This is a genomic window from Microvirga lotononidis (assembly GCF_034627025.1).
In the GTDB taxonomy this organism is placed as follows: Bacteria; Pseudomonadota; Alphaproteobacteria; order Rhizobiales; family Beijerinckiaceae; genus Microvirga; species Microvirga lotononidis.
The window spans coordinates 593,186-619,910 of sequence record NZ_CP141049.1 but is presented as its reverse complement, the minus strand read 5'-3'; the positions used below and the strand labels follow the sequence as shown (position 1 = coordinate 619,910).

Here is a 26,725-nt window from a genome sequence, read left to right as displayed (position 1 = left end):
GCCGAAGCGGTCGTGCGTCAGGTACTGCGTTTTCACGGCTATGCACTTCGGCCTCGTGTGAACAGGGCACCATACCATGGTACTGCTTCGCTCAAGTCAAAGCTTGTGGGTCCATTGGCCATTCTTCCCGTGGATCCTTAGCGTCTTCGTCGCCATCACCTCACCCATCCTCCCCGCGTGGGCGCAGACGCCGGATCCCACCGATATCCATATCGGGCTGATCACCCGTCAGCTGCCTCCGCCTCCTTTGTACGAATTCGATCCTGCGCCCGAGGATGAGGGTCTCGCAGGAGGACGCCTGGCGGTTCGCGACAACAACACGACCGGGCAGTTCACGGGCCATCGTTACGTTCTCGATGAGGAGACGCTCGAGGAGGGACAGGACCCGGTTGCCGCAGCGCGGGTGCTCGTGACGCGTGGCGTGGGATACCTGGTGCTCAATCTCCCGGCCGACGAACTCCTGGCGATTGCCGACGCGCTCAAGGGCGAGAACGTGGTACTGTTCAATGTCAGCGCCACCGACGACCGGCTGCGGGGTGCCGATTGCCGATCCAATGTGTTCCACGTGGTACCAAGCCGGGCCATGTTGACGGACGCCCTTAGCCAGTTCCTCGCCTTCAAACGGTGGCGTCGGCTGTTCCTGATCGTCGGGCCCCAGCCCGGGGACAAGATGTACGCCGAAGCCATGAAACGATCCGCCCGCAAGTTCGGGCTGGCGATCGCGGCGGAGAAGCCATGGGAGTTCGGTCCGCTGGCCCGTGCGAAGGCCGACAGTCCGACCACGGCAGGGGCCCTGACCTTCACACAGAACCTCGATTACGACGTCGCCATCGTCGCCGACGAGGCTGGGGACTTCGGCGACTATCTCGCCTTTCGGACGTGGGATCCGAAGCTCGTCATGGGCACCCAGGGACTGACCGCCACCACATGGCATCCGACATTCGAGGTCTGGGGGGCGGCGCAGGCTCAGACCCGCTTCCGGCGCGCGTCCGATCGCCTGATGCGGCCGCTCGACTACCAGGTCTGGATGGCCGTCAGGACGGTTGGCGAGGCCGTGACCCAGACGAAGGCGACCGATCCCACCGTCGTGAGGGGGTTCATCCGCGGAGCCGATTTCAGCCTCCCGGCCTACAAGGGTGTCTCGCTGAGCTTCAGGCCTTGGGACCAGCAACTCCGCCAGCCTCTTCTCCTCGTGCAGCCGCGCTTCCTCGTGTCGGTGGCTCCCGAGCAGGGCTTCCTTCACCAGCGTACGCCGCTCGACACCCTGGGCTTCGATCAGCCAGAGACCGCCTGCAAGCTTCAATGACATAACCGGGAGGATTGCCATGTCGTGGGATTTCGTCGGCCAAAGGACAGTGCTTGCAGTCATGGGGGTTGTCTGGCTGGGTGTCGCGGCCGACGCGAGCGCCTATACGATCTATGTCTCGAACGAGAAGGACAACACCGTTTCGGTGATCGACTCGGACAAGCTGGCTGTGGTCGCGACCTGGAAGGTCGGACGCCGTCCGCGAGGCGTCACCCTGAGCCCCGACGGCAAATGGCTCTACGTCTGCGCGAGCGACGACAACCGCATCGACGTGGTGGACACGGCGACCGGGAAGGTGGTGCGTAATCTCAGATCCGGCCCGGACCCCGAGCTCTTCATCCTGCACCCGAAGGGTAACCCGCTCTACATCGCCAACGAGGACGACAACATGGTCACGGTGGTTGACGTGGCGTCCAACCAGGTGCTTGCCGAGATCCCCGTCGGCGTGGAGCCGGAGGGGATGGGGATCAGTCCGGACGGGGCGGTCCTCGTGAACACGTCCGAGACCACGAATATGGCTCACTTCATCGATACGGCGAGCCACAAGATCGTCGGCAACGTGTTGGTCGATGCCCGGCCGCGGGTCGCCGAATTTTCCGCTGACGGCAACAGACTTTGGGTATCATCGGAAGTCGGCGGGACAGTGAGCGTGATCGATCCCGCTAGCCGCAAGGTCATCAAGAAGATCGGCTTCTCGATCCCGGGTATTTCGAAGGAGGCAATCCAACCGGTCGGCGTTCGGCTGACCAGAGATGGCAGGCGGGCGTTCGTCGCGTTGGGGCCCGCCAACAGGGTAGCGGTGATCAATGCGGAGACCATGGAGGTCGAGAAGTACCTGCTTGTCGGTCAGCGTGTCTGGCAGCTCGCGATGACTCCAGATGAGCGGCTCCTGATCTCGACGAACGGGATCTCCAGCGACATCTCGATCATCGACGTGGACGCCGCGAAGGTGCTGAAGAGCGTCAAGGTTGGCGGCTATCCTTGGGGCGTAGCGGTAGGACCGAAGTGAAAGGGATACCCCCTTTGCTGATGGAACCGCCTCGGCAAGAGGTCCATTGTCATGTCGTGCAATTCCTTTGAGGGAGGAGCGCACATGATGGCGAACACTTTCATTGTTGTTGGTGTAATTGCCTTAGGAGCCAGCGTCGGAGCTGCATGGGCTGGGCCCTGTGCCGAACGCATAGACAGCGTCTCAAAGCAGATGGCCAGCCGAGATGCTGGCTCCGGTCCGATCAATCCAAGCGGCTCCCAGGCGACGCAGGGAGGGGCGGTGAATTCAACCGGCACCATCCAGGTGCCGAAGGCGGGGGAGCTCCCCAAAACCGAGGCAACGCCCGCGATGAATGCCGTCACACAGGGCCGCGCGACGTCCCCCGCGGATACCCGCGCCCAGACGCAGGGCCAACCGACGAGTGCGCAGGTGGCGCAGGGCGCAGGAAATGCTTCTGGATCGGATAACGTGCGCCAGGCGATGGCAGCACTCGACCGGGCCCGCACCTTTGACCGTGACGGTAAGGAGACCGATTGCATGAGTGCGGTGCAGGAGGCCGACAGGCTCTTCGCGCCGAAGTGATCCAGGCCGAATAAGAGCAATTCTCCAAATTGAAGTCGCGCATATAACTTGCATGCAAGCGATATGATGACCGAAAGCAGGAAATTGCTTAACCCTGAGAATTATTCTACATTAGGTTAATCTTCGGTCAAACCGGGCTGGCGTTCGCTGCGCCGTCCGACGCCAGCCAGGCGAAGCTCACGCTAAACCTGGTCCGACGCCGTATGTGGCAGCTACGCGTCACCGAAGCCGAATGATCCCATGAGTGCGCCGCGTGAGCGGTCGGCATGATGTCGGCCGCGTCTTGGCATAATGCGTGCATTGGGAGGAAACAAATGCGACGAGTTGTGCTTGCGACCGTGCTGCTCGGCACGGCGTCGGCCTTTGCGCCGGCAATCGCCAACGAAGACCTGATCAAGATGACCCAGGATTCGAAGCAGTGGGCCATCCAAACGGGTGACTACGCGAACACCCGCTTTTCCAAGCTCAATCAGATCACGAAGGATAATGCCAGTAAGCTCCAGCCTGTCTGGACCTTCTCGACCGGGGTCCTCCGTGGGCATGAGGGCGGGCCGCTCGTGATCGGGGACGTGATGTATGTCCACACCCCGTTCCCGAACAACGTCTTTGCTCTCGACCTGAACAATGACGGCAAGATCCTCTGGAAGTACGAGCCGAAGCAGGATCCCACCGTTATTCCGGTCATGTGCTGCGATACGGTCTATCGCGGCCTCGCCTACGCGGACGGAAAGATCTTCCTGCATCAGGCAGACACGACACTTGTCGCGCTGGATGCGAAGACCGGTGAGGTGGCCTGGTCCGTCAAGAACGGCGACCCAAAGAAGGGGGAAACCAACACGGCGACCGTCATGCCCGTGAAGGACAAGGTGCTTGTCGGCATCTCGGGTGGTGAATTTGGTGTGCGCGGTCACGTGACGGCCTATGACATGAAGACAGGCAAGCAGGTCTGGCGCGCCTATTCCACCGGACCAGACAACGAGATGCTGGTCGATCCGGACAAGACGACCCATCTTGGGAAGCCGATCGGCAAGGATTCCAGCCTCAAGACCTGGCAGGGAGAGCAGTGGAAGGTCGGCGGATCGACGACCTGGGGATGGTACTCCTATGATCCCGAGACGAACCTCGTGTACTACGGGACCGCCAACCCCTCCACCTGGAATCCGAAGCAGCGCCCAGGCGACAACAAGTGGTCGATGACCATCATGGCCCGCGATGCGGATACCGGCATGGCCCGCTGGTTCTACCAGATGACGCCCCATGACGAGTGGGACTACGACGGCGTGAACGAGATGATCCTGGTCGACCAGGAGGTCGGCGGACGTCCGCGCAAGCTCCTGGTTCACTTCGACCGGAACGGGCTCGCCTACACCCTGGACCGCACCAATGGGGAGCTCCTTGTCGCGGAGAAGTACGATCCGGCCGTCAACTGGGTCTCCAAGGTCGAGATGGACAAGAACAGTCCGAACTATGGGCGCCCGCTGGTGGTGTCACAGTACTCGACCCAACAGCAGGGAGAGGACGTCAATACGAAGCACGTCTGTCCTGCCGCGCTCGGCTCGAAGGACCAGCAGCCGGCGGCGTTCTCGCCGCGGACGGGTCTTTTCTACGTCCCAACCAATCACGTCTGCATGGACTACGAGCCGTTCCGGGTGAACTACACGGCAGGTCAGCCCTATGTTGGCGCGATCCTGTCCATGTTCCCGCCTCAGGGCGAGACTAACATGGGGAACTTCATCGCGTGGGATGCCAGGACGGGAAAGATCGCTTGGTCGAACAAGGAGCCGTTCTCGGTCTGGTCAGGTGCCCTGGCGACATCAGGGGATGTGGTCTTCTACGGTACGCTCGAAGGCTACCTGAAGGCCGTCGATGCCCAGACGGGCAAGGAACTCTACAAGTTCAAGACCCCGTCCGGCATCATCGGCAACGTGACGACCTATGAGCACAACGGAAGGCAGTATGTTGCCGTCCTCTCCGGCGTCGGTGGATGGGCCGGCATCGGTCTCGCCGCTGGCCTGATGGGCGAGCAGGGGGCCGGAGCTTGGCAGACCGCCGTCAATCCCGGCCGCGAGGAGAAGGGCAACCGGGCCATCGAAACGGCCGGCCTCGGCGCGGTCGGTGGCTATGCGGCGCTTTCCAACTACACCACGCTCGGCGGCACGCTCACGGTGTTCGCATTGCCGGCGCAATGAAGCCAGAGAGCTCGGCTGAGAATGAGGCGCCTAGCATCGCGGGTCGATGCTAGGCGTTCTCAGCTCAAAACGCCGCTGGACGAACCCGAAGGCTGACGTGAGAGGGATTGAAAGATGGCAAAGAACTGTAGGTGGGGCAGGGTTGCAGCTTTTGCCGTGACGACGATGACCATGTTCTCACCACTCACTCTTCACTCCGAGGAGACGGCAAAGAAGGGTGAGGATGGCAAGTACATGACCGCCGAAGGCACGCCGACCTATAATGTGGGGTCGGACGGCACCGTGGACTGGTATACCTACAGCGGCTACCGGCGCTATCATGCCGATTGCCACACCTGCCATGGCCCGGATGGGCAAGGAAGCAGCTATGCGCCGGCACTGGCGCACTCGCTCAAGACCATGACCTACGAGCAGTTCATGGACGTAGTGGTCAATGGACGCCAGAAGGTCGGCGTCGCAGAGAACCAAGTCATGCCGTCATTCGCCCAGAACGTGAATGTCATGTGCTACATCGACGACCTCTACATCTACCTGAAAGCGCGGGCGGACGATGCCGTCCCTCGTGGACGCCCGGCGAAGCGGGAAGACAAACCCAAACAGGCGACCCAAAATGAAGATTCATGTCTCGGACGCGGCGGCTGATCTGATCGCGGCAGCCGGCATCTCGCTGGCTGCTTTCCTCACAACGTTGAGCCCGGCTGCCGCACAGCCGGCGGATCTCGTGTCGAGGACGGCTTTGCGCGTTTGCGCGGATCCGGCCAACATGCCCTTCTCGAACGAGGCCGGCGAGGGGTTCGAAAACAAGATTGCCGAGCTTCTCGCCGCCGACCTCAGGCTTCCGCTCGAATACACATGGTTTCCGCAGGTGACGGGCTTCGTGCGTAACACCCTGGGCGCCAAGCGCTGCGATCTCGTGATGGGCTACGTGGCTGCGGGCGAGGTCATCCAGAACACCAATCCGTACTACAAGTCCGCCTGGTCATTGATCTATCCGAAGGGCGGAAGCTTGGACGGCGTCGCGTCGCTGAACGATGACCGCCTCAAGGACAAGCGCCTCGGCATCGTCGCGGGAGCTCCTCCGGCCACGATCATGGCGACGAACGGGCTGATGGCGCATGCGCGCCCCTACGCCCTGATGGTAGACCGTCGCTACGAGTCACCGGCCGAGGAAATGCTCCGTGACATCAAGGCAGGCGAGATCGACGCAGGAATCCTATGGGGGCCGATCGCGGGGTACTATGTCAGGAAGTCCGGCATGCCCCTCGCAGTCGCCCCTCTCCTGAACGAGGCCAAGTCAGTTCCGATGACATACAGAATCACGCTCGGCCTGCGGCACGGTGAGACCGAATGGAAGCATCGCCTCAACGATTTTCTCGACGCCCATCGGGCGGAGATCCAGTCCATTCTCCTGCAATACGGAGTGCCTTTGCTCGATGAGCAGGACAAACCTATCGCCAGTCCCTAGCGCATCGTGCGGGCCGGAGGGCCGCGTCAGCGAAAAGTCGGTTCGGTTTTCCGCATCGAACGGTGGGCTCGTCCAAGCGGGGAGCATCGGAATCGATCCTAAAAGCGGGTCCACTTTCGGGTCCGATGCTCACGCCCATGGTCAGTTGAGATGGCTTGAGATTTCCTGCGAAAGGGAATAGACCCGCTGTTCCAGAATGACTGGGCTGTCGCAGACATAGGTCAGGGCCTGGTTGCGGTCATCGTAGATCCTCGTGTCCCATTGGAGCTTCTGCTCGAGGGCCGTTCGCTCCGTGGGGGGACTGCTGTCCTGACTGAGGATGCGGCTTGTCTCGCTGATCTGGTCGGCCAGCGACTTCTGCTTGCGGGCATACCGCTCGATGCCGTTGATGATGCGCCTCCTCTCGGTGTTGATGAGTTCGAAGACCCCGGCGAAGAGCAACGTGAGCCTTGCATCCTTCGCCGGTCCAGCGGCACTGCTGAAGTGCTCGATCATAGCGCTCGCCTGGTCGAGTCTCGTCCGACGTGACGCAAGGGACCGGGCCAGGGAAGCGACGTCCTGATCGTCACGCCAATGGCTCGACTGTGGATCGACCTCCGGACCGGCCCACACCTGGGCGACACTCAGGTCCACGACACGACGCTGCACACACGGCCAGTCGGCTTCGGCTGCCACCGCCGTTTCCACGGATAGCATGCCGACGATGACGAGACCAGCTCCGCCACTCCAGCGAAAGGGCATGGGCTCCTCCAGCACCTAGTCGGCCATGGCCGGCGCCCCGCGCCGGGCTATGAGGCCTTTGGAAGGATTATACGCAAACAGCGACATGATGAGGAAGGCAACGGCGACACCCGTGACGATCGCCAATGAGGTCATGTCGAATTGCCCGTAAAGCGCGAAGCGGATCGCCTCAACCGCATAAGTGAATGGGTTGAGCCGGCACAGCTCGTAGAGGAGCGGGCTCGACTCCTGGATGCGCCAAAGCGGGTAGAGCGCCGAGGAGGCGAAGAACATTGGGAATATCACGAAGTTCATGACGCTGGCGAAGTTCTCGAGCTGCCGGAAAAGGGAGGAGAGAAGGAGCCCCATGGCTCCCAGCATCAGGCCAGTCACCACCAGGGTCGGCAAGAGCGTAAAATATCCCATGACGGGAGCCTCGACCTCCCACAGATACGCGACGAAGAGGAAGGCATAGACTTGCAGAATGGAGGTGAAGACGCCGGCAGCGAGCTTCGAGAGGAGTAGGAACCAGCGCGGATAGGGGCTGACCAGTAGGATCCGCATGGCGCCGACCTCGCGGTCATAGACCATCGAAAGCGAGGATTGCAGCCCGTTGAAGAGCTGGATCATCGCGACGAGGCCGGGCGTTACGTAGACCTCATACAGCACGTATGTCTCGTAAGGCGGGATGATCGAGACGCCGAGCACCGACCGAAGTCCGGCCGCGAAAATGAACAGCCAGACGAGAGGCCGGACCAGCGCCGAGAGGAAGCGCCCTCTCTGGCTGAAGAACCTCAGGGCCTCCCGCCACACAATCCCGGCGAAGCAGGTTGCGTAGCCGCTCGGTGAAAGTGCGCTTGTCCTTTCCCGGCCAGTCATTCGGCGGCCTCCTGCCCGGCAGCTTTCGTTCCGGAGGCGTTAACGAGGCTGATGAAGGCCACTTGCAGATCGGGGCTGCCTGCCTGGGCCAGCACCTCCTGCACGGATCCTTCTGAGAGGACGCGCCCCTTGTGGAGCACGACGAGGCGGTCGGACATCTGGATCTCGTCCAGCAAATGTGTCGCCCAGAGTATGCCCCGTCCTTCGGCCACGAGGCGTCGCACCTCCCCGATGAGATCCTGGCGCGCTTCGACGTCAAGGCCAACCGTCGGCTCGTCGAGAAGGAGGAGCGCCGGATTGTGGATCAGCGCGCGGGCGATCTCAAGCCGACGCATCTGCCCGCCGGAGAGGTTGCGGACCTTGTCGTCGATGCGGTCGACAAGCGTGAACTTCTCCAGGACTTCGGCAGCCCGCACGCCTGCTTGTCTCCGACCAATGCCGTGCAACGCGGCGTGGTAGAGCAAGCTCTGTCGGACGGTCAGGTCGAGGTCGAGGGTACGCGCTTGAAACACGATCCCGAGCCGGGACAGGGCTGCGGGTGCCTCCCGCCGGACGTCGAAGCCGAAAACCTCGATCTGACCGGACGTGCTGTCGTAGAGGCGTGTCACGAGCGAGAAAAGGGTCGTCTTGCCGGCGCCGTTCAAGCCCAGCAGGGCGGTGAACGAGCCGGCAGGTACCGTCAGGCTCACGCGATCGAGCGCGGTCCGTGTGCCAAAGGTGTGGCTCACGCCATTGATACGGAGTGCGGGCTGCATCATCAAACCCGTTTCTGGTCCAGTGAGGAACATTTCGGTCCCTCGAGCGAGGGATTTCAGCATCCCCGTCCTGTCGACGTCAAATAGGCGCTCATACCCGCAAGGACAGGTTTCGGCGTGAGCATTGATCTTGAGATGCTGCCCCGCTCGGCGTAGTCTTCGAGGCTCTCGTCGCTTGCTCTGGCCGCCATCCAGATGATCGTCTCCGATGATGTGGTCAGGCACGCCGTTTGAGGCTCGGAGATTCCGATGGATCCACTTCGGCGTGTGCTCCTTGGAGGCTTTGCCACGATGGCTGTCATGCCGTTGGCGCGGCACGGAATGGCTCAGACCTCGGAACCCCTCAAGGTCGGTTCGCTCAAGTTCGGGACCGTTAACTGGCTCCTCGACACCATTGCCGCGAACAAGATCGACACCAGGGAAGGGGTGAGGATCGAGCGACTTGAGCTCGCCTCCAATCAGGCTTTGACAGTTGCTCTCCAGGCCGGCTCCGTCGACATGATCGTCAGCGACTGGCTCTGGGCGATGCGCCAGCGTGCCGAGGGCGACGGCCTCCGTTTCCGGCCGTACTCGAACGCCTTGGGCGCGCTGATGGTGCCCAGGGACAAGGGGATCGCGTCTCTCGCGGACCTCAAGGGAAAGCGCCTCGGGGTGGCCGGCAGCGCGCTCGACAAGAGCTGGCTCCTGCTGCGGGCCTACTCCCGGAACAAACTCCATGCCGATCTCGCGGATAGCGCCGAGCCGGTCTATGGCGCTCCGCCGCTTTTGTCCGAGCAACTGAGGCTCGGACGCCTCGATGGCGTGCTGACGTTCTGGAATTTCGCGGCCCGTCTCGATGCAGCAGGTTATCATCCCCTGGTCGACATGATCGATGTCCTGACAGAGTTGGGAGTGACACCTTCGCCTCCACTGGTCGGGTTCGTCTGGCGTGAGGCGCTCTTGAGCACCAAACCGGAGCAGGTGGCAGGGTTCTTCCGCGCCGTATCCGGCGCGAACCAGATCCTCAAGACCGATGACGCCGCGTGGGAGCGGCTCAGGCCTGCCATGGGCATCGGATCCGATGCCGAGTTCGAACGGTTGAAGGAGTACTTCAGGGCAGGCATCCCGACACCATGGGGGACGGCCGAGACCCAATCCGCGGAGCGACTGTTCGGAATTCTCAGCGAGCTCGGAGGACCGGAACTGGTCGGCCCCAGGACGCGCTTTGATTCTTCGCTGTTCTGGGTACCGAAAGCCTAGAATGAGGACGCAACTGGCCAGGCGTTCGACGCGCATTGAATGGTCGGCACTGTCAATCGTCGTCCTGGTCGTCGTGTGGCAGGGCGCAGCATCCTTCGCCGATCCACGTCTGCTGCCGGGACCGGGCCGGGTCGGCGCAACGATGGTCGAGGCCGCGCTCGAGGGCTCCCTCTTCGTTAATATCGGCATCACCCTCGCACGGGTCCTCGCGAGTTTCGTCCTTGCGATGACGATCGGGACGGCCATCGGCATTGCACTCGGACGCGTCCTGCTGCTGAACCGCTTTTTCGACCCCTGGCTGATCCTCTTCCTGAACTTGCCCGCCCTCGTCGTCATCGTTCTCTGCTACGTCTGGCTGGGCCTGACCGAGGCGGCTGCGATCACCGCGGTTGCGATCAACAAGATCCCCAACGTGGCCGTTACCTTGCGCGAAGGCGGTCGGGCGCTGGACTGCGATCTCCTCGAAATGGCGTCCGCTTACGAGATCGGCCAATGGAAGACCTTGCGGCACGTGGTCCTGCCTCAACTCACTCCCTACTTCATGGGTGCCATCCGTTCGGGTCTGGCGCTCGTGTGGAAGATTGTTCTCGTGGTCGAACTGCTCGGCCGCAGCAGCGGGGTGGGCTTCGTCATCGGTTCGGCGTTCCAGCTCTTCGATGTCTCCACGATCCTGGCCTATGCCCTTGCGTTCGTCGCCGTCATCCAGATGATCGAGCTGCTTATCCTCCAGCCTTGGGAGCGGAGGCTGAACCGATGGCGGCGATGACCGGGCTCGAGATTGAGATCGCACACAAGAGCTATCTCCCGTTGGGCGGCGCTCCGGTGCGTCGAATCTTCGAGGGTTTCCATCTGTCGGTCGATCCGGGGGAGTTCGTCTGCCTGCTCGGGCCATCCGGGATCGGCAAGACCACGTTGCTGAACATGATCTCCGGCTTGGACACGGAGTATTCCGGCCGGATCGGGTTCGACGACGTGGCAAAGCCGCGGATGGCTTACGTTTTCCAGACGCCACGCCTGCTGCCCTGGCGGACGGTGCTCGAGAACATCCTCCTTCCGCTTCCGTCCACGGAGGCCGCGCGGAGAACGGCACTCGATCTCCTCGCGAGCATGGGGATGTCTGACACCCAGGATGTCTATCCTGAGCGCCTGTCTCTCGGCATGCAGCGCCGCGTCGCGCTCGCGCGGGCTTTTGCCATCGAGCCTGACCTCCTGCTGATGGACGAGCCCTTCACATCGTTGGACGAGCCGACAGCGGATCGGTTGCGTGATCTCTTGATCGGGATGCTGGCCCAGAGATCGGCTACGGTCCTTTTCGTCACCCACGACAGCCGGGATGCCATCCGGATGGCGAGCCGGATTGTCGTCCTTGCAGGCTCGCCCATCCAGGCAGTCAGGGATATTCCCGTTGAACTGAGCCAGGGTGAGCGCCAGGACAAGGGCGCCATCGAGGCGTTTCGAGGCCGTTTTCTGGCGCAACCCCAACGATTCTGCTAGACTGTGCGACGTGGGCAAGATCGGAGGTCTCGCCCGCCGACCGCAATGCTCAGCATGAACTATCCTGCCGCGCCGATGTTGAGGACTCCGGGCCCGCTGGCGCGAACGGCGCTGGCCATCCGATGAATAGGAATTGGCTATGGCGTTGGTTTTCCTTGTCTGCCTTATCGCGTCCCCCGATACCTGCAAGGAGGAGCGGTTCAGCTTCGCCTTTGATCCCGTCAGCGACCTTGGCTGCATGATGGGCGCGCAGCCCAGGATGGCGGAGTGGACCAACACGCATCCCGGTTGGCGGGTCGCCCGCTGGAGGTGCGTCCCCGATGGTATGGATGAGACCCGCACGATCTGAGGAAAATATACTCGCATTCTGCTGCATGATGCATGGATGTAGCCGCAACCGACGGCGTTCACCCGCATCGGAGTGTTTGATATGCTCCGTTCACATCTCACGGGGGAGTGCCGCATGCCATGCGCGAATGCCGTCTCGAGGTGCAGTCTCGTTCTTGGGCTTTTGGTGACCAGCTCGGCCTGGGCACAGGACGAGGGCATCAATGACTATCCGACCAGTGCCCGCGCCGACTATGTCTTTGCCTGCATGGAAGCCAACGGAGGAACGCGACTCGCGCTGGAGCGGTGCTCATGCTCCATCGATGTCATCGCCTCGATCTTCCCGTATGACCGCTATGTCCAGGCAGAGACTGTCCTCAGCGTAGGCCAGCGGCCCGGCGAAGGAGCAGAGTTGTTTCGCACTAACCCCTTCATGCGGGATCTCATCGCCGACCTTCGTCGCGCGCAGGCAGAGGCCGAAGTGGAATGCTTCCCCTGAATCCGATGACCCTTTTTAGTAATTCCGACGCAGCGCCGGGAGGCATCATCACAGTGGCTTGAAACTCCACTTTACGCTATAAACTTGGGCATTCCCTACTCGAATGCTCGGAGCAGATCTACGGAAGGGGAAACGCCATGGAAACCAGGGCCGCTGTGGCATGGGAGGCTGGCAAGCCGCTCACCATCGAAACCATCCGCCTCGAAGGTCCCAAGGCCGGCGAGGTGCTCGTGGAGGTGATGGCGACGGGCGTCTGCCACACCGACGCCTATACGCTCTCGGGCCTTGATTCCGAAGGCAAGTTCCCGGCGATCCTGGGCCACGAGGGCGCGGGCATCGTGCGCGAGGTCGGCCCCGGCGTGACGACGCTGAAAGTCGGCGATCACGTGATCCCGCTCTACACGCCCGAGTGCCGCAACTGCAAATCCTGCCTGTCGCGCCGCACCAATCTCTGCACCGCCATCCGGGCCACGCAGGGCCAGGGCGTCATGCCCGACGGCACGAGCCGCTTCCGCTGCGATGGCGAGACGGTGTTCCACTACATGGGTTGCTCGACCTTCGCGAACTTCACCGTTCTGCCGGAGATCGCGCTCGCCAAGGTGCGCGAGGACGCGCCCTTCGACAAGATCTGCTATATCGGCTGCGGCGTCACCACGGGCATCGGCGCGGTGATCTACACGGCGAAGGTGTGGCCCGGCGCCAACGTGGTGGTGTTCGGCCTCGGCGGCATCGGCCTCAACGTGATCCAGGGCGCGCGCATGGTCGGCGCCGACAAGATCATCGGCGTCGACATCAATCCGGCCAAGGCCGAGATGGCCAGGAAGTTCGGCATGACCGACTTCATCAACCCGAAGGAGATCGGCAACGACAAGGTCGTGCAGGCCATCGTCGATCTGACGGGCGGCGGCGCGGACTTCTCCTTCGATGCCACCGGCAACACGGACGTGATGCGCCAGGCGCTCGAATGCTGCCATCGCGGCTGGGGCGAGAGCATCATCATCGGCGTGGCGGAAGCCGGCAAGGAGATCGCCACCCGTCCGTTCCAGCTCGTAACCGGCCGCGTCTGGAAGGGCACGGCCTTCGGCGGCGCGCGCGGGCGCACGGACGTGCCGAAGATCGTCGACTGGTACATGGAGGGCAAGATCAACATCGACGATCTGATCACCCACACGATGCCGCTCGACGAGATCAACACCGCCTTCGACCTCATGCACGAGGGCAAGTCGATCCGCTCCGTGATCGTGTACTGATGAGGTCGTTGCCGAGTTCACGGTCTCGCTGCAGATCGATCCGAGGTAACTGCGTGCTTAGTAGCGTGCTTTGTCGCGTGATCTGACAAAGGATCCGGCTCAGCTCTCGTAGCATGGCATCAAGTGTACCGGGCTGTGTCGGCTAACCGAACGGACTCAATGGGGAAAGGAGCGTCCAATGCAGAATGCAACTCTCTCGATCCACCCAGCCGTCGACAATGGCATAACCAAGGGCGAGCAGAACTACGCCGGAGGCAGGCTCGTCTGCAAGTGCACCAGCGATCCGGTCGTCGTGGAGATCAAGGGTGATAGCGCCCACAACCATCTTTGCGGCTGCACCAAGTGCTGGAAGCCAAGCGGTGCCACCTTCGCCATGGTCGCCGTCGTGCCTCGCGATAACGTGACCGTAACGGCGAACGCGGACAAGTTGCAGGTCGTCGATACCTCCGCGACGATCCAGCGGCATGCCTGTAAGGTATGCGGCGTCCACATGTATGGCCGCATCGAGAACAAGAACCATCCATTCTATGGCTTGGATTTCATTCACACGGAGCTCTCGCCCCAGAAGGGCTGGTCGGAACCGAAGTTCGCCGCCTTCGTGTCTTCGGTCATCGAGTCGGGCGTCGACCCGGCCCAGATGCCGCAGATCCGCGCGCGGCTGAGGGAACTCGGGCTGGAGCCGTACGACTGCCTGTCGCCGGAGCTGATGGACCTCATTGCTGCCCATACGGCCAAGGCCAAGCAGGCGGCCGTAGCCGCCTGACGGACAGGACACTGCCGGACGAGGGTGACCGCGCGGCCTCATGGGCCGCGCGGTCACCCGGCTGCCTGCCCCTCCGAAAATCCCGGTTGCATCCCACGTGCAAGGCGAGCAGTCTCGGCAGAACCAATAATACCTGGGTGAGGAAATGCCGAGGTTCCGCGAGTGGGATCAAGTTCGCGCGCGAGAGATCATCGCAGCGCATGGTTCTCTGGAAGGCCCGGTGCTGCCGATCCTCCATGCCCTCCTGGACGAGTTCGGGCATATTCCCGAGGATGCCATAGGCCTTGTGGCCTCGGACCTGAACCTGTCCCGGGCCGAGATCCACGGGACCGTCAGCTTCTATCATGATTTTCGCCGCGAGCCCGCAGGTGAGCACATCCTCAAGCTGTGCCGTGCGGAAGCCTGTCAGTCCATGAGCGGCCCGCAGCTCGCACGCGACCTGCTGGATGAGCTCGGGATTGAGTGGGGCGGAACCACGTCTGATGGCGCCTTGACCGTCGAAGCGGTCTATTGTCTTGGGCTGTGTGCCTGCGCCCCATCGGCGCTCTATGACGGTGAACCCATCGGAAGGCTGGACCGGAAACGGCTCGACGGCGTCGTCCGGGAGGCTCGGGGAACATGACCAGAGTCTTCATCTCGCGTGATGCCGCCTCGCTGTCCCTCGGCGCGGCACGGATCGCCAGGTTGATCGTGGATGAGGCCGGCGTTCGAGGCTCGGACCTGGAGATCGTGGCGACCGGATCCCGTGGCCTGTTCTGGCTGGAACCCCTGGTCGAGGTCGAGACCCCCGCAGGACGTATTGCCTACGGGCCGATCAGCCCCACGGACCTGGGCAGCCTGTTCGATGCCGACTTCCTGTCGGGCGGGGAGCATCCCTTGCGCCTCGAGCGCCTGGAGGACCAGCCCTACCTCGCCCGGCAGCAGCGGCTGACGTTCGCGCGATGCGGGATCGTCGACCCGTTGTCCGTCGAGGACTACGAGGCCCATGGCGGTTATGCCGGCCTTCGACGCGCGCTGACCCTGGAACCGCAGGCCATCGTGGACGAGATCAAGCTTTCCGGATTGCGCGGGCGGGGCGGGGCCGGGTTCCCGACCGGAATCAAGTGGGACACGGTCCTTCATGCGCAAGCCGACCGCAAGTACGTCGTCTGCAATGCGGACGAGGGTGACAGCGGCACCTTCGGCGACCGGATGCTCATGGAGGGAGATCCTTTCTCCCTGATCGAAGGCATGACCATCGCCGGTCTCGCCGTCGGCGCGACCAAGGGCTTCATCTACATCCGGTCGGAATATCCGCACGCCTACCGGACCATGACGGAAGCGATCGAGGTCGCCACGAAGGCTGGCTATCTCGGCCCATCCGTGTTGGGATCCGGCCGTGCCTTCATCCTGGAATCGCGGCTTGGAGCGGGGGCCTACATCTGCGGCGAGGAGACGTCACTCCTGGACAGCCTCGAGGGCAAGCGCGGCATGGTGCGGGCAAAGCCCCCTCTGCCGGCGGTCGCAGGGCTCTTCGGCAAGCCGACTCTCATCAACAACACGCTCTCTCTCGCAACCGTGCCGTGGATCATGGCCAACGGTTTCCAGGCCTATGCGGATTTCGGCATGGGACGTTCGCGCGGCACGCTGCCGATCCAGCTCGCCGGCAACGTCACGCGCGGTGGCCTCATCGAGCTCGCTTTCGGAGCTACCCTGCGTGAGATCGTCGAGGACTTCGGCGGTGGAACCGCGACGGGGCGTCCCCTCAAAGCCGTACAGGTCGGAGGACCTCTGGGGGCCTACTTCCCGGCATCCATGCTGGACCTCCCCCTGGACTATGAGACGCTCGCTGCGGAGAAGGGACTTCTCGGCCACGGTGGCATCGTCGTGTTCGACGACACCGTCGATCTGTCACGACAGGCCCGCTTCGCCTTCGAGTTCTGCGCCGCCGAGAGTTGCGGAAAGTGCACGCCCTGCCGCGTCGGCGCGGTACGGGGTGTCGAGGTCATGGACCGGATCATCGCCGGCATTGAGCCCGAGAAGAACTTCGAGGTTCTCGAGGATCTCTGCGCCCTCATGACCGATGCCTCGCTCTGCGCCATGGGAGGATTGACCCCGCTGCCGGTGATGAGCGCGCTGACCCATTTTCCCGAGGATTTCGACAGGGCGCCGCAGGTTGTCGCGGCCGCCGAGTGACGGAGAGCGGTCATGGTCCTGATCAAGGAAGTCGACTACGGCACGCCGATCCGCAGGACGGAGAAGGCGGTCACGCTGACCATCGACGGACAGCCCGTCTCCGTTCCGGCAGGCACCTCCGTCATGGCCGCGGCCATGAGGGCCGGCACGACGATCCCGAAGCTGTGCGCGACGGATTCGCTTGAGCCCTTCGGCTCGTGCCGCCTGTGCCTGGTCGAGATCGAAGGTCGGCGCGGTACGCCCGCCTCCTGCACCACGCCGGCTGAGGAAGGCATGATCGTCTACACCCAGACGCCGAGGCTGGCCGATCTGCGGCGCGGCGTCATGGAACTCTATATCTCCGATCACCCTCTCGACTGCCTGACCTGTTCCGCCAACGGCGATTGCGAACTCCAGGACATGGCTGGTGCCGTCGGTCTACGCGAGGTCCGGTATGGCTATGACGGGGCCAACCATCTTGATGCGCCGAAGGATGCGTCCAATCCGTATTTCACCTTCGAGGACTCCAAGTGCATCGTCTGCTCCCGTTGCGTCCGGGCATGCGAGGAGGTGCAAGGCACCTTCGCCCTGACGATCGAGGGAAGAGGGTTCGACTCGCGCGTCTCGCCCGGCGGGATGGACTTCTTCGGGTCCGAGTGCGTGTCGTGCGGCGCCTGCGTGCAGGCCTGCCCGACGGCCACGCTCAATGAGAAGAACGTGATCGATCTCGGAGCGCCCGAGCATTCGGTCATCACCACCTGCGCCTATTGCGGCGTCGGCTGCACCTTCAAGGCCGAGATGAAGGGCACGACGGTCGTGCGCATGGTTCCGTACAAACACGGCAGGGCGAACGAGGGACATTCCTGCGTCAAGGGGCGGTTCGCCTGGGGCTATGCCACGCATAAGGACCGCATCACCAGGCCCATGATCCGTGAGAGGATCACCGACCCGTGGCGCGAGGTGTCATGGCAGGAGGCGATCGGGCACGCCGCCAGCGAGTTCAGGCGCATCCAGACGAAATACGGCCGCGATTCCATCGGCGGCATCACCTCTTCCCGGTGCACGAACGAGGAGACATTCCTCGTCCAGAAGCTCGTCCGCGCCGGCTTCGGCAACAACAACGTCGATACCTGCGCCCGCGTCTGCCACTCGCCGACCGGTTACGGGCTCAAGACGACGCTCGGCACCTCGGCCGGCACGCATGACTTCGCATCCGTGGACCAGGCTGACGTCATCGTCGTGATCGGGGCCAATCCGACCGACGGCCATCCTGTCTTCGCCTCCCGCATGAAGCGCCGTCTGCGGGAGGGTGCCCGTCTCATCGTCATCGATCCGCGCCGGATCGACCTCGTGAGATCGCCTCACATCGAGGCCGACTATCACCTGCCCCTGAAGCCCGGCACCAACGTAGCGATGATCAACGCGCTCGCGCATGTGATCGTGACGGAGGGACTGGTCGACGAGGACTACGTTCGCGAGCGGTGCGAGCTTGACGCCTTCGAATCCTGGGCCCGTTTCATCGCCGACGAGCGTCATTCTCCCGAGGCCGTTGCGGACGTCATGGGCGTTCCCGCCGCCGACGTGCGACACGCCGCCAGGCTCTACGCCAAGGGTGGCAGGAGCGCGATCTACTACGGGCTCGGCGTCACCGAGCACAGCCAGGGCTCGACCATGGTGATGGGCATGGCGAACATCGCGATGGCGACCGGCAACATTGGGAGGCCCGGCTGCGGCGTGAACCCGCTGCGCGGGCAAAACAACGTCCAGGGCTCCTGCGACATGGGCTCGTTCCCGCATGAGTTCTCGGGCTATCGGCACGTCTCGGATGATGCGACGCGGCAGATGTTCGAGGCCTTCTGGGGGGTAGGCCTTTCGGGCGAGCCCGGCCTGCGCATTCCGAACATGCTCGACGAGGCGGTGTCCGGGTCGTTCAAGGCTCTCTACATCCAGGGTGAGGACATCGCCCAGTCCGATCCGGACACGCAGCACGTGACCGCTGGCCTGAGGGCCATGGAGTTCGTGGTGATCCAGGACATCTTCCTGAACGAGACCGCGAAATACGCCCATGTCTTCCTGCCCGGCTCCTCCTTCCTCGAAAAGGACGGAACCTTCACCAATGCGGAGAGGCGCATCAACCGCGTGCGGAAGGTGATGCCGCCGGTGTGTGGGTTGGCAGACTGGGAAGTTACGATGGAACTGTCGAATGCCCTTGGATATCCGATGCGATACTCGCATCCAAGCGAGATCATGGACGAGATCGCCCGTCTCACGCCGACCTTCGCAGGCGTCTCCTACGACAAGCTCGAGGCCCTGGGATCGATCCAATGGCCGTGCAACGAGACTGCGCCGGCAGGAACGCCGATGATGCATGTGGATCGGTTCGTCCGGGGCAAAGGCAAGTTCATGATCACGGACTTCGTGCCGACCGAGGAACGTACGGGCCCGCGGTTCCCGCTGATCCTGACAACGGGCCGTATCCTGTCGCAGTACAATGTCGGGGCGCAGACGAGGCGCACGGAGAACAGTCGCTGGCATGAGGAGGACGTGCTCGAGATCCACCCATTCGACGCGGAGAGCCGGGGGATCGTCGAGGGCGATCTCGTGTCCCTTGAGAGCCGCTCCGGTGACATCGCCTTGCGTGCCCAGATCAGCGAACGCATGCAGCCAGGGGTCGTTTACACGACGTTCCACCACGCGAAGACAGGGGCGAACGTGATCACGACCGATTACTCCGACTGGGCGACGAACTGTCCGGAGTACAAGGTCACGGCGGTGCAGGTGCGCCGCACGAACCGTCAATCCGACTGGCAGGCCCGGTTTTATGAAGAGGATGTTGCACTCAAACGCATCGGCCCGAATGCCAATGCTGCTGAATGAAGACAACTTGCAGATCCTCGAGGCAGTGGACGCGCCAGCTACCGTTCTCCGCTTTGGGATAGTCGATCCTGATTGCAGCATACGCGCGATTCCCTCGGAGGTGCCGGTCAACTTCGTGTACGGCGGCATTCCATTCGCCGTCATGATAGCGACGCCATCCGACCTGGACGACTTCGCCGTGGGCTTCAGCCTGACGGAGGGTGTCATTCAAGCCCCTGGCGATATTCGCGGAACTCGCATCGTACCCGATGAGAGGGGCTTGAGGGTCGCTATCGATCTTACACCCAACGGACTTCACGAACATCTGGCCCATAGGCGCGTGCTGTCGTGGCGGACCGGCTGCGGCTTGTGCGGAATCGATGATCTCGACGCGCTCCCCCAAGCGCGCTTCCGCAATGGACCTGCACCGAGAGTTTCCCCCGGAGCCATTCGAGCGACGTTGAGAGCGCTCGACAGAGAGCAGTTGCTGAATGAACGAACTCGTACGGTTTATGGAGCAGCCTGGGCTGACACGAATGGGACGCTTGTCTGCGTGCGCGAGCATGTCGGCCGTCACAATGCCCTCGACAATCTCATCGGTACGCTATGCCGTCGTGGCACGAAGCATGACAGCGGCTTCGTGATTGCCACGAGCCGCTCTTCCTTCGAACTGGTCGAGAAGGTCGCTGTGTTTGGGGCGAGAACATTGGTCGCGATTTCGGCTCCGACGTTACTGGCTCTGGAACGAGCCCGACATCTTGATATGTCCCTCGTTGCCATTGCACGGCACAATTCCGTGACCGTCTTCCATGGTCGGGAACGCATACTCGGTGAGGATGGTTGGGCATGGACATCGAGAAGCTCATCCGAATGGCGAATCAGATAGCCAGCTTCTTCCGGTCTTATCCGGAAGCGCAGGCACTCAAGGGTATCCATGACCATCTCGTCGCTTTCTGGACGCCGAGCATGCGTAGAGCGCTTCTATCCCACGCGGGGCAGGATGATGGAAAACTCGATCCGCTTGTCTTAAAAGCGATGGTTGATGCCCCGTCAGGAAGGAACCCGATCGAAAAGGAAGTTGCTGGCCCGGAGACGGTAGGGGAATTGGGTAGCGATGCTGGATGATGCCTTCGCCAGTCAGCATCCCTTGTCGCGGCGGGCGTCCATGGCGTGCATGTTAGCCGAGAACTGGCCATTATGGCGACGTCGGCTGTCAGCCCTCCTTGCTGGCGTGTCATTGTCAGGTACCATCGAGAATGCGAGGCCAACAGGAGGGAAGTGGGCAATCGCGGCGTCACAGCGGTGCCATGGTTCGCTAGCAGGCTGACCGACATGCCGAGCGCATTCCTCTTGTGCGTCCGCCCGCAGATGCATCTCGCGTGAGCGGGAGGAAACAGACATGGTCCAGCTATCCTTACTCGCACTCTTTGCAGCAATCTGCCTTGGTCTGCCTGCCGGGGCAGTCGAAGACAGGGCGGCGGCAGCCCTTTCCCGAGATCTGATAGAGCATGCGCCTTCCACATGGGACGTCCGCGTGCGTTGGCGGGACGGTCAACTCCTCGCCACGATCACACCGCAGCCTTACCAGACGGCTTTCGAACTCTGGTACGCGCCTGCGAAGATGATTGCGGCACTCAGAGACCTCTGCCCTGGCGCGGACGCGGAGATCTGGAGCCTCGTCGGACCGGAGCATGACATCGTCCTCGAACCAAGCGTCGGTGGGAAGACCGTTCCTGGCGCGCGGGTCAGTTGCCGCAAGGCCAAGCTGGATAGGTCCTGACAGTCTGCAACCAGCCTCCCGCGTCCACATTCTATCATCCGATCAAACGTGACGTTCCGTGATCACGGCTTCGGGCTAGTAGGGTACGGCATTCGGCAGAGGCGGGTGAGGGTAGGGCAGTGCTACGTGAGATTTGTTCCAGGAGAGTTCAATGGCAGGCGAAGGGGCACCGTTGCAGTAACTTGAAAGCGGCATAACGGACCCAGTTTAACGGGCCGCTCAGGCAGCAAAACCAAAGAGCTGATGGACCAGACGGACTTCGCCTGTTGCCTGACGTTTCCGCTGGATGCAATGACCGCGGCGGATCATACGTATGATTTCAAAACCCGTCAGGGTCGCGGCGGCGGCTCTCATCGTCTGGAAGCCGCGCGTTGGGCGGATGACGCGCTTGAGCGCACCGTGGTCTGCCCCGAGGATGTTATTCAGATATTTCGAGGTGCGGTGTACCACACCTTTCGGCAACAGCTCGTCGTTTTGCAGGCGCTGGATGGCCTTGGGATACGACGTCAGTTTGTCCGTGGTGATGGAGGACAGTGGGGAGTGGCTCATCGCCTTTATGGCCTTATGCAGGAAGCGGTAAGCGGCGTTGGTATTCCGACGATCGGACAGCATGGAGGCGATCAACCGACCGTGCTTGTCGACTGCGCGAAACAAGTATTTCCAGCTGCCCCCGACGCGGACGTAGGTCTCGTCCACTCTCCAGGAGCCGGAGCGGGGTCCCTGGTAGGGTCGGATCCGCTTCTCGATCTCTGGCGCGTAGCGCTGAACCCAACGGAAGATCGTGGATGGATCAACAGCGACACCGCGTTCCGCATCATCTCGGCGAGATCGCGATAGCTGATGCCGTACTTGCAGTACCAGCGCACGCACAACAGGATGATCGTGACCGGAAAGCGACGGCGCTTGAACAGAGACAACAGGACGGCTCCTCAACAAACCGCCCCCTCATTATACGGCCGGGGTTAATGCAACGGAGCCGTCTATTCGTCCGATCTCCGGCGACTCGGAGACAGCGGTCGTTCTCGGCCTCGACGCGCTGGTGCTCGACCCGTCCTGGCGCGAAGCTAGCCTGGGGAGCTGGGAGGGAAAGGCCAAGGCGGAACTCGATCGAGCTTGCGGCGGCATCCAAATCCGTCATCATGCGTTGTGCTCCCATCATCGACGGGAGAAAGTCATGACCGATGTCAGCAGGATTCGGGAGCACATGGAGGTGATCGGCGCTGACGGCGTCCACGTCGGAACGGTCGATCGGGTCGAGGGCGACCACATCAAGCTAACACGGAAGGACAGCGGCGAGGGCTCCCACAAGGGGCACCATCATACCGTTCCGCTGGCTCTGGTGGCAGACATCGAGGGCGACAGGGTGCGTCTGTCTGCCAATGCGGACGTGGCCGTCACCTTCGAACAGGAGGCGGATCGCTCCGCCTGAGTTCGGCCACAGCCACCCGCCGGCCGCCCGGCCGTAAAGAGCCACCTCAGTGCAGTGACCGCACTATGCGGACGAGCCGCCGGGCTGAACTCATCGCCTGGGTACTCAGTCTCGCATCCTCTCAGGCTGTACGGACGGAACCGTCAGGTTAACCAGCGGGTGACCCGATAGAGGCATATAGGAGGGATGAACTCGACCCATCACCCCCGCTATGCCCGTCACCGCTTTCCGGCTGAAGTGATCAGCCATGCCGTCTGGTTGTACTTTCGATTCCCGCTCAGCCTCCGAATGGTCGAGGAGATGCTCGCCGCCCGAGGCATCTTGGTCAGCCATGAGACGGTCCGGCAGTGGGCGCTGAAGTTCGGCCAGGATTTTGCCAACCAGATCCGCCGCCGTCTTCCCGCAGCCGGAGACAAGTGGCACCTCGATGAGGTAGTGATCAGCATCGCCGGCCGAAAGCACTGGCTCTGGCGCGCGGTCGATCAGCATGGGATCGTTCTCGATATTTTGGTCCAGAGCCGCCGCAATGCGAAAGCGGCCAAGCGTCTGCTGCGCAAGCTGCTCAAGAAGCAAGGTATCACGCCACGCGTGATGATCACCGATAAACTCGCAAGCTACGGCGCGGCCAAGCGAGAGATCATGCCGGGTGTCGAGCATCGGCAGCACAAGGGCTTAAATAATCGAGCGGAAAACAGCCATCAACCAACCCGACGACGGGAGCGCATCATGAAGCGCTTCAAGTCAGCCGGGCAGGCGCAGCGCTTCCTCTCAGTCCACGATCAGGTTGCAAACTTCTTCCGCCACCCTGCTAACACCGGTGCCGCTGATCGTCGCTTTGCCCGCGCTCGGGCGTTCCAGGCCTGGTCCGAGATAACCGGCGCCGTGGCTGTCGCCTGATCCAGCCTCGAACAAGGATTGGTCGATCCTTCTCCGGTAACTTGACGGTGCCGGACCCGCCGCGGCGCACGCCTTCGGCATAGGCATGAGCGTCGGTGCGCGGCACACCGTCACTTTCCAGATCGTCGATGAGGTTGTCCGAGGGCGTCGAGTAGAAGCTGATGTCACCACGCGAAAGACCGGCCTGCTCAAGGCGGCTGACGATCGCGCTGGCTTTCTGTTGATCCTGATAAAGGCACGTGACGGTCTTCGACATGTGTCGGCTCCTGATTGGCTTTGAGGGGCAGTCCCGTTCCTAGCGATCGGCTGAGACGGAGATGTCCAACTCTGGATGCACCCAAGGCCTCGGCAGGACACCGCCTGTCCGGAAAATCGGCCATACAGGCGATCAGCTCGGCCCGTGAACCTTCCAATGTGTGGTCCGGAGTACGGTTCCATTTAAACGGTCGCCCGAGATACGCGCTGGTTGTTCGTCTTGTGGCTGCTTGAGCCACCGGTCCGGGCCCTTGCTCCACCCGGATCGGTACCGTCTCACGCCGGGATGTGCCGACAGGGTCTTCTGAATACCCTCGAGGGCAACTTCAGGGGCCTTTCGGGAATTCTGCACAATCTTGCTTGAGGCTTGCTTGAGGTATCACCTCTGACAGGATTTAACCTATGTTAATCGCACGCGATCGGATGCATGATGACCATCGCCATGGTCGACAAGCAAAAAGAACTTGAAGATCTTGCCAAGGCTGATCAGGACATCGCGGATGGCGAGAGGCGTGTGGCGGACCAGATCATTCTGATCGAGCAGATGATACGGCAAGGCCGGGACACCGCTCTTGCCGAGGAGTTCCTCCGGAGCCTGGAGCAGACCCTCGAGCAGTGGCACGTTCACCGGCGGCTCATACTGGATGCCCTCGACCGAGGCTGAACCGGGTTTAAACAATTCTGACAGGACCTTCTCCGACGCGGCGCCCTTTCCTGAAAAGCAAAGATGAACGTTGTTATTCCGCCGAAAGAGGAGCGTCTCGGCGAAACTTAACATAGACGGCGTGGCAGCGGGTCTGTGTCGACGGTTGGTGCGGCGGTGGCGAACGCCTGATCGCCTGCTCAAGCCTCAGGCGTTTCTGTGCACGGACCTCGAGACCGAGTCTCTTGCGATCGTGCGCTGGTTTGTGCGGCGCTGGAGCACCGAAGGGACCTTTGCCGAGGCTCGCCGACATCTGGGGATGGAGACGCAACGGCAATGGTCGGACAAGGCGATCGCCCGCACGACACCAGCCCTGCTGGGACTGTTCTCGCTGGTGAGCCTCTGGACCGATGATCCCGCCCTTCGGCGCTTGGCTCGCCCACGGTGTGCCGCCTGGTACGACAAGCGCACGATCACCGTCAGCGATGCTCTGGCGGCCGTCCGACGCTCGCTCTGGGTCGCCGCGGTTTCCAATGTGTCACGCCGGCCCGCCAACATGACAAAATCCCAAATCGATGTTCTGAACCGATTGACAGCGACACTCTGCTATCCAGCGTAAATGGCCGAAGTCGAGTGACCCTCACCCTTCAGCCCATGCGCGTTGCGACCGGCTTTGACGAGGAAGGCACGCTGGTCCTCGATGGGAAGCAGCGGCTGGTGGCAGTGCTGGTGCGCCTCTCGGATGCGAACGAGGTGGCTCCCGGGCAGTGGTACCTGGAGGCAGGCTTCGGCCGGCTAGATGGGATCAACCACCCCGCCTTTGCTGATCTGGAATCAGCCTAAGAGTGGACCAGTCAACGCCTTGCAAAGGGGCCACAGACGGCTCCCGTTCATGGTTTTCACCTCAGTGCTGCAGCAGTTTTGACGAGGGAATAATGTCCTTGGACCTCAGGCTCCTAAGTTCAGCAATGCTTCGTGCCGTTCAACCGGTGACATCTGTCTCTGGTCGGTTCTTCCCCTGAGCGACTTCCTCATGCCAGTCGCGTGCCTTATCCTGATATTCAATGTCTTCGGTTTCGCCAGGGAGCCTCTGTTCGGCAGCGGCTCGCTCGGCCGCCTCTCGAGCCTCATCATGGCCGGCGTAACGCCCTGAGAGGACGTCCCCAACTTTTAAGGCCCACCCACCATCGTGCTCCACAACTTCATAGCGGACTTTGTCATTGCTGTTCTCCTGTAAGTCCTTATCGAGCAGAACAGAATATTCGATGAAGCAGTTCCCCATTCCAAGCCTCAGTGCCTGCTGAGGGTGCCCCTCTCACCTGCCGTGAGGCTTCGGGCTCCAGAAGAACACCTCATCGCCATCCTGATCCATGATCCGCAAGGCATCGGGCTTTTGCGGCATGTTCAGGGTGTCGAACAGCGATTGCGCTCTGACCTTGGCGTCGTCCAGATCGGCCGTATCATGTTCCACCCGGTCCAAGGTGGCATGCGCACCGTCTCCTTCACGGACCCGAAAGAACTCAATGATGAACATTGCGCGAATTCCACCCCACTGAATGAATATGGATAGGCGTCGTGGCATCGGGTCTCGTCGTCCGCCTCCTCAGAGGAAGCTTGCAAGCGTCATGCCGGAACCCGTTATCGTTTCCATTTGCCTTCGTAACGGAACTCTGGAGCTGATTTAAGCTGATCGAGAGTGGCGTTCATGGTCGCCTGCCACATGTGATCGCCTTCCACATACCGGATCGAGATCCCAGAGGGGTCCACGGCCACGTAGCGCGGGCCGCCTCCCAGAATCTCTCCCACGGACAACACGACCCCCATAATCTCACCGCCCTCGAAGACGATGTCTTCGATCTTGCCCATACCCTCGCCACTCGCGGTTTGAACATTCAGGCCGATGAGCCGCGAACTCAGGATGGCATCGCTGCCAATCGTGATGAACTGAGGCGCGCCGGAGGCAGGCGGGGTGCTCTGAGCGTGGGCTAGGCTTGTCAGGCAGAGCGTAGCGACAAGGAGGGGTGCAGAAATGTGCATGAAAGGTTTCTCTCGACCAGAGGTCGCGATGAACCATCAGCCAGGATAATGGCTTATTCGGGGGCTTCTAAAAATTAGCTCACATCGCCGCCCAAGGACTGGGGATCCAGGTCGCCGCTCCTATATCCAGGCTTGGAGCCGCCGATACGCTCCTCGAGGAGCGCTCCCATGCGAGTTACGATCGTTACGGCCCTGCTTGCCTTGTCGGTGTTATC

Annotated in this window: 30 protein-coding genes and 1 pseudogene; 24 read left to right on the top strand and 7 right to left on the bottom strand. The window is 62.1% G+C overall.

The window, feature by feature from the left end:
- Window positions 1–76: 76 nt before the first annotated feature.
- From U0023_RS26485 to U0023_RS26460, 6 genes are all read left to right on the top strand, one after another.
- Complete coding sequence (locus U0023_RS26485; RefSeq protein WP_009488705.1) at window positions 77–1,306, top strand: ABC transporter substrate-binding protein; 1,230 nt, start codon at window positions 77–79, stop codon at window positions 1,304–1,306.
- A 61-nt stretch (window positions 1,307–1,367) separates the two neighbouring features.
- Window positions 1,368–2,315: a YVTN family beta-propeller repeat protein gene (locus U0023_RS26480; RefSeq protein WP_245272830.1), complete on the top strand. Its 948-nt coding sequence runs from the start codon at window positions 1,368–1,370 to the stop codon at window positions 2,313–2,315.
- Between the two features lie 261 nt (window positions 2,316–2,576).
- Window positions 2,577–2,879 (top strand): hypothetical protein, encoded by a 303-nt coding sequence (locus U0023_RS26475; RefSeq protein ID WP_154660872.1) that lies wholly within the window; start codon window positions 2,577–2,579, stop codon window positions 2,877–2,879.
- 314 nt (window positions 2,880–3,193) lie between these two features.
- Window positions 3,194–5,068, top strand: a complete 1,875-nt coding sequence (locus tag U0023_RS26470) for a methanol/ethanol family PQQ-dependent dehydrogenase (RefSeq protein WP_009488702.1) — start codon at window positions 3,194–3,196, stop codon at window positions 5,066–5,068.
- Between the two features lie 171 nt (window positions 5,069–5,239).
- Window positions 5,240–5,710 carry a c-type cytochrome, methanol metabolism-related gene (locus U0023_RS26465; RefSeq protein WP_322883787.1) on the top strand — a complete coding sequence of 157 codons (471 nt, stop codon included), beginning with the start codon at window positions 5,240–5,242 and terminating at the stop codon, window positions 5,708–5,710.
- The gene (locus U0023_RS26460; protein WP_009488700.1) at window positions 5,679–6,533 is read left to right on the top strand and encodes a substrate-binding domain-containing protein; all 855 of its coding nucleotides are present in this window, start codon (window positions 5,679–5,681) and stop codon (window positions 6,531–6,533) included. The genes U0023_RS26465 and U0023_RS26460 overlap by 32 nt, the downstream gene beginning before the upstream one ends.
- Window positions 6,534–6,674: 141 nt before the next feature.
- On the opposite strand, the gene U0023_RS26455 is transcribed toward U0023_RS26460, so the two are convergent.
- Genes U0023_RS26455 through U0023_RS26445 form a run of 3 tightly spaced genes read right to left on the bottom strand, consistent with a single transcriptional unit; the run spans window position 6,675 to window position 8,890 of the window.
- Entirely contained in the window at window positions 6,675–7,274 is a 600-nt protein-coding gene (locus tag U0023_RS26455; RefSeq protein WP_009488699.1) for a hypothetical protein, read from the bottom strand.
- Between the two features lie 15 nt (window positions 7,275–7,289).
- Complete coding sequence (locus tag U0023_RS26450) at window positions 7,290–8,132, bottom strand: ABC transporter permease (RefSeq protein ID WP_009488698.1); 843 nt, start codon at window positions 8,130–8,132, stop codon at window positions 7,290–7,292.
- Entirely contained in the window at window positions 8,129–8,890 is a 762-nt protein-coding gene (locus U0023_RS26445) for an ABC transporter ATP-binding protein (RefSeq protein ID WP_245272821.1), read from the bottom strand. The genes U0023_RS26450 and U0023_RS26445 overlap by 4 nt, the downstream gene beginning before the upstream one ends.
- A 288-nt stretch (window positions 8,891–9,178) precedes the next feature.
- Between U0023_RS26445 and U0023_RS26440 the strand changes: the two genes are divergently transcribed.
- The 13 genes from U0023_RS26440 (at window position 9,179) to U0023_RS26380 (ending at window position 21,249) form a co-directional block, all read left to right on the top strand.
- Window positions 9,179–10,126 (top strand): ABC transporter substrate-binding protein, encoded by a 948-nt coding sequence (locus U0023_RS26440; RefSeq protein ID WP_009488696.1) that lies wholly within the window; start codon window positions 9,179–9,181, stop codon window positions 10,124–10,126.
- Between the two features lies 1 nt (window position 10,127).
- Window positions 10,128–10,892, top strand: a complete 765-nt coding sequence (locus U0023_RS26435; RefSeq protein WP_009488695.1) for an ABC transporter permease — start codon at window positions 10,128–10,130, stop codon at window positions 10,890–10,892.
- On the top strand, window positions 10,880–11,620 hold the full coding sequence (locus tag U0023_RS26430; protein WP_009488694.1) for an ABC transporter ATP-binding protein: 741 nt from the start codon (window positions 10,880–10,882) through the stop codon (window positions 11,618–11,620). Before U0023_RS26435 ends, U0023_RS26430 begins: the two co-directional genes overlap by 13 nt.
- Before the next feature lie 139 nt (window positions 11,621–11,759).
- Window positions 11,760–11,969 (top strand): hypothetical protein, encoded by a 210-nt coding sequence (locus tag U0023_RS26425; RefSeq protein WP_009488693.1) that lies wholly within the window; start codon window positions 11,760–11,762, stop codon window positions 11,967–11,969.
- Between the two features lie 114 nt (window positions 11,970–12,083).
- Window positions 12,084–12,446, top strand: coding sequence for a hypothetical protein (locus tag U0023_RS26420; RefSeq protein ID WP_009488692.1), 363 nt, complete (start codon window positions 12,084–12,086; stop codon window positions 12,444–12,446).
- Between the two features lie 137 nt (window positions 12,447–12,583).
- Window positions 12,584–13,696 carry an S-(hydroxymethyl)glutathione dehydrogenase/class III alcohol dehydrogenase gene (locus tag U0023_RS26415; RefSeq protein WP_009488691.1) on the top strand — a complete coding sequence of 371 codons (1,113 nt, stop codon included), beginning with the start codon at window positions 12,584–12,586 and terminating at the stop codon, window positions 13,694–13,696.
- A gap of 178 nt (window positions 13,697–13,874) precedes the next feature.
- The gene (gene gfa / locus U0023_RS26410) at window positions 13,875–14,459 is read left to right on the top strand and encodes an S-(hydroxymethyl)glutathione synthase (RefSeq protein ID WP_009488690.1); all 585 of its coding nucleotides are present in this window, start codon (window positions 13,875–13,877) and stop codon (window positions 14,457–14,459) included.
- Window positions 14,460–14,604: 145 nt separating this feature from the next.
- Window positions 14,605–15,081 (top strand): formate dehydrogenase subunit gamma, encoded by a 477-nt coding sequence (locus U0023_RS26405; protein ID WP_009488689.1) that lies wholly within the window; start codon window positions 14,605–14,607, stop codon window positions 15,079–15,081.
- Window positions 15,078–16,634: a formate dehydrogenase beta subunit gene (locus U0023_RS26400; protein WP_009488688.1), complete on the top strand. Its 1,557-nt coding sequence runs from the start codon at window positions 15,078–15,080 to the stop codon at window positions 16,632–16,634. Before U0023_RS26405 ends, U0023_RS26400 begins: the two co-directional genes overlap by 4 nt.
- A gap of 12 nt (window positions 16,635–16,646) precedes the next feature.
- On the top strand, window positions 16,647–19,490 hold the full coding sequence (gene fdhF, locus U0023_RS26395) for a formate dehydrogenase subunit alpha (RefSeq protein WP_009488687.1): 2,844 nt from the start codon (window positions 16,647–16,649) through the stop codon (window positions 19,488–19,490).
- Window positions 19,477–20,355 carry a formate dehydrogenase accessory sulfurtransferase FdhD gene (gene fdhD, locus U0023_RS26390; protein ID WP_195904131.1) on the top strand — a complete coding sequence of 293 codons (879 nt, stop codon included), beginning with the start codon at window positions 19,477–19,479 and terminating at the stop codon, window positions 20,353–20,355. Before fdhF ends, fdhD begins: the two co-directional genes overlap by 14 nt.
- On the top strand, window positions 20,316–20,594 hold the full coding sequence (locus tag U0023_RS26385; protein WP_009488685.1) for a formate dehydrogenase subunit delta: 279 nt from the start codon (window positions 20,316–20,318) through the stop codon (window positions 20,592–20,594). The genes fdhD and U0023_RS26385 overlap by 40 nt, the downstream gene beginning before the upstream one ends.
- A 409-nt stretch (window positions 20,595–21,003) precedes the next feature.
- Window positions 21,004–21,249, top strand: a complete 246-nt coding sequence (locus U0023_RS26380) for a hypothetical protein (RefSeq protein WP_154660870.1) — start codon at window positions 21,004–21,006, stop codon at window positions 21,247–21,249.
- A gap of 219 nt (window positions 21,250–21,468) precedes the next feature.
- Here the strand turns inward: U0023_RS26380 and U0023_RS26375 are convergent.
- A pseudogene (locus U0023_RS26375) lies at window positions 21,469–22,166 on the bottom strand (IS6 family transposase).
- A 257-nt stretch (window positions 22,167–22,423) separates the two neighbouring features.
- Between U0023_RS26375 and U0023_RS26370 the strand changes: the two are divergent.
- The 5 genes from U0023_RS26370 (at window position 22,424) to U0023_RS26350 (ending at window position 25,316) form a co-directional block, all read left to right on the top strand.
- Entirely contained in the window at window positions 22,424–22,678 is a 255-nt protein-coding gene (locus tag U0023_RS26370; protein WP_009488682.1) for a DUF2171 domain-containing protein, read from the top strand.
- Between the two features lie 186 nt (window positions 22,679–22,864).
- Complete coding sequence (locus tag U0023_RS26365; protein WP_009488681.1) at window positions 22,865–23,575, top strand: IS6 family transposase; 711 nt, start codon at window positions 22,865–22,867, stop codon at window positions 23,573–23,575.
- A gap of 682 nt (window positions 23,576–24,257) precedes the next feature.
- Window positions 24,258–24,494, top strand: coding sequence for a hypothetical protein (locus U0023_RS26360; RefSeq protein ID WP_245272820.1), 237 nt, complete (start codon window positions 24,258–24,260; stop codon window positions 24,492–24,494).
- 148 nt (window positions 24,495–24,642) lie between these two features.
- Window positions 24,643–25,092, top strand: a complete 450-nt coding sequence (locus U0023_RS26355; RefSeq protein ID WP_009488678.1) for a hypothetical protein — start codon at window positions 24,643–24,645, stop codon at window positions 25,090–25,092.
- A 14-nt stretch (window positions 25,093–25,106) separates the two neighbouring features.
- Window positions 25,107–25,316: a hypothetical protein gene (locus U0023_RS26350; RefSeq protein ID WP_040637725.1), complete on the top strand. Its 210-nt coding sequence runs from the start codon at window positions 25,107–25,109 to the stop codon at window positions 25,314–25,316.
- Between the two features lie 139 nt (window positions 25,317–25,455).
- On the opposite strand, the gene U0023_RS26345 is transcribed toward U0023_RS26350, so the two are convergent.
- The 3 genes from U0023_RS26345 to U0023_RS26335 all read right to left on the bottom strand — a co-directional run bounded on the left by U0023_RS26345 (window position 25,456) and on the right by U0023_RS26335 (window position 26,510).
- Complete coding sequence (locus U0023_RS26345; RefSeq protein WP_009488676.1) at window positions 25,456–25,755, bottom strand: DUF2188 domain-containing protein; 300 nt, start codon at window positions 25,753–25,755, stop codon at window positions 25,456–25,458.
- Between the two features lie 33 nt (window positions 25,756–25,788).
- Window positions 25,789–26,007, bottom strand: coding sequence for a hypothetical protein (locus U0023_RS26340; RefSeq protein WP_009488675.1), 219 nt, complete (start codon window positions 26,005–26,007; stop codon window positions 25,789–25,791).
- Between the two features lie 104 nt (window positions 26,008–26,111).
- Window positions 26,112–26,510: a PRC-barrel domain-containing protein gene (locus U0023_RS26335; RefSeq protein ID WP_009488674.1), complete on the bottom strand. Its 399-nt coding sequence runs from the start codon at window positions 26,508–26,510 to the stop codon at window positions 26,112–26,114.
- Window positions 26,511–26,725 lie beyond the last annotated feature (215 nt).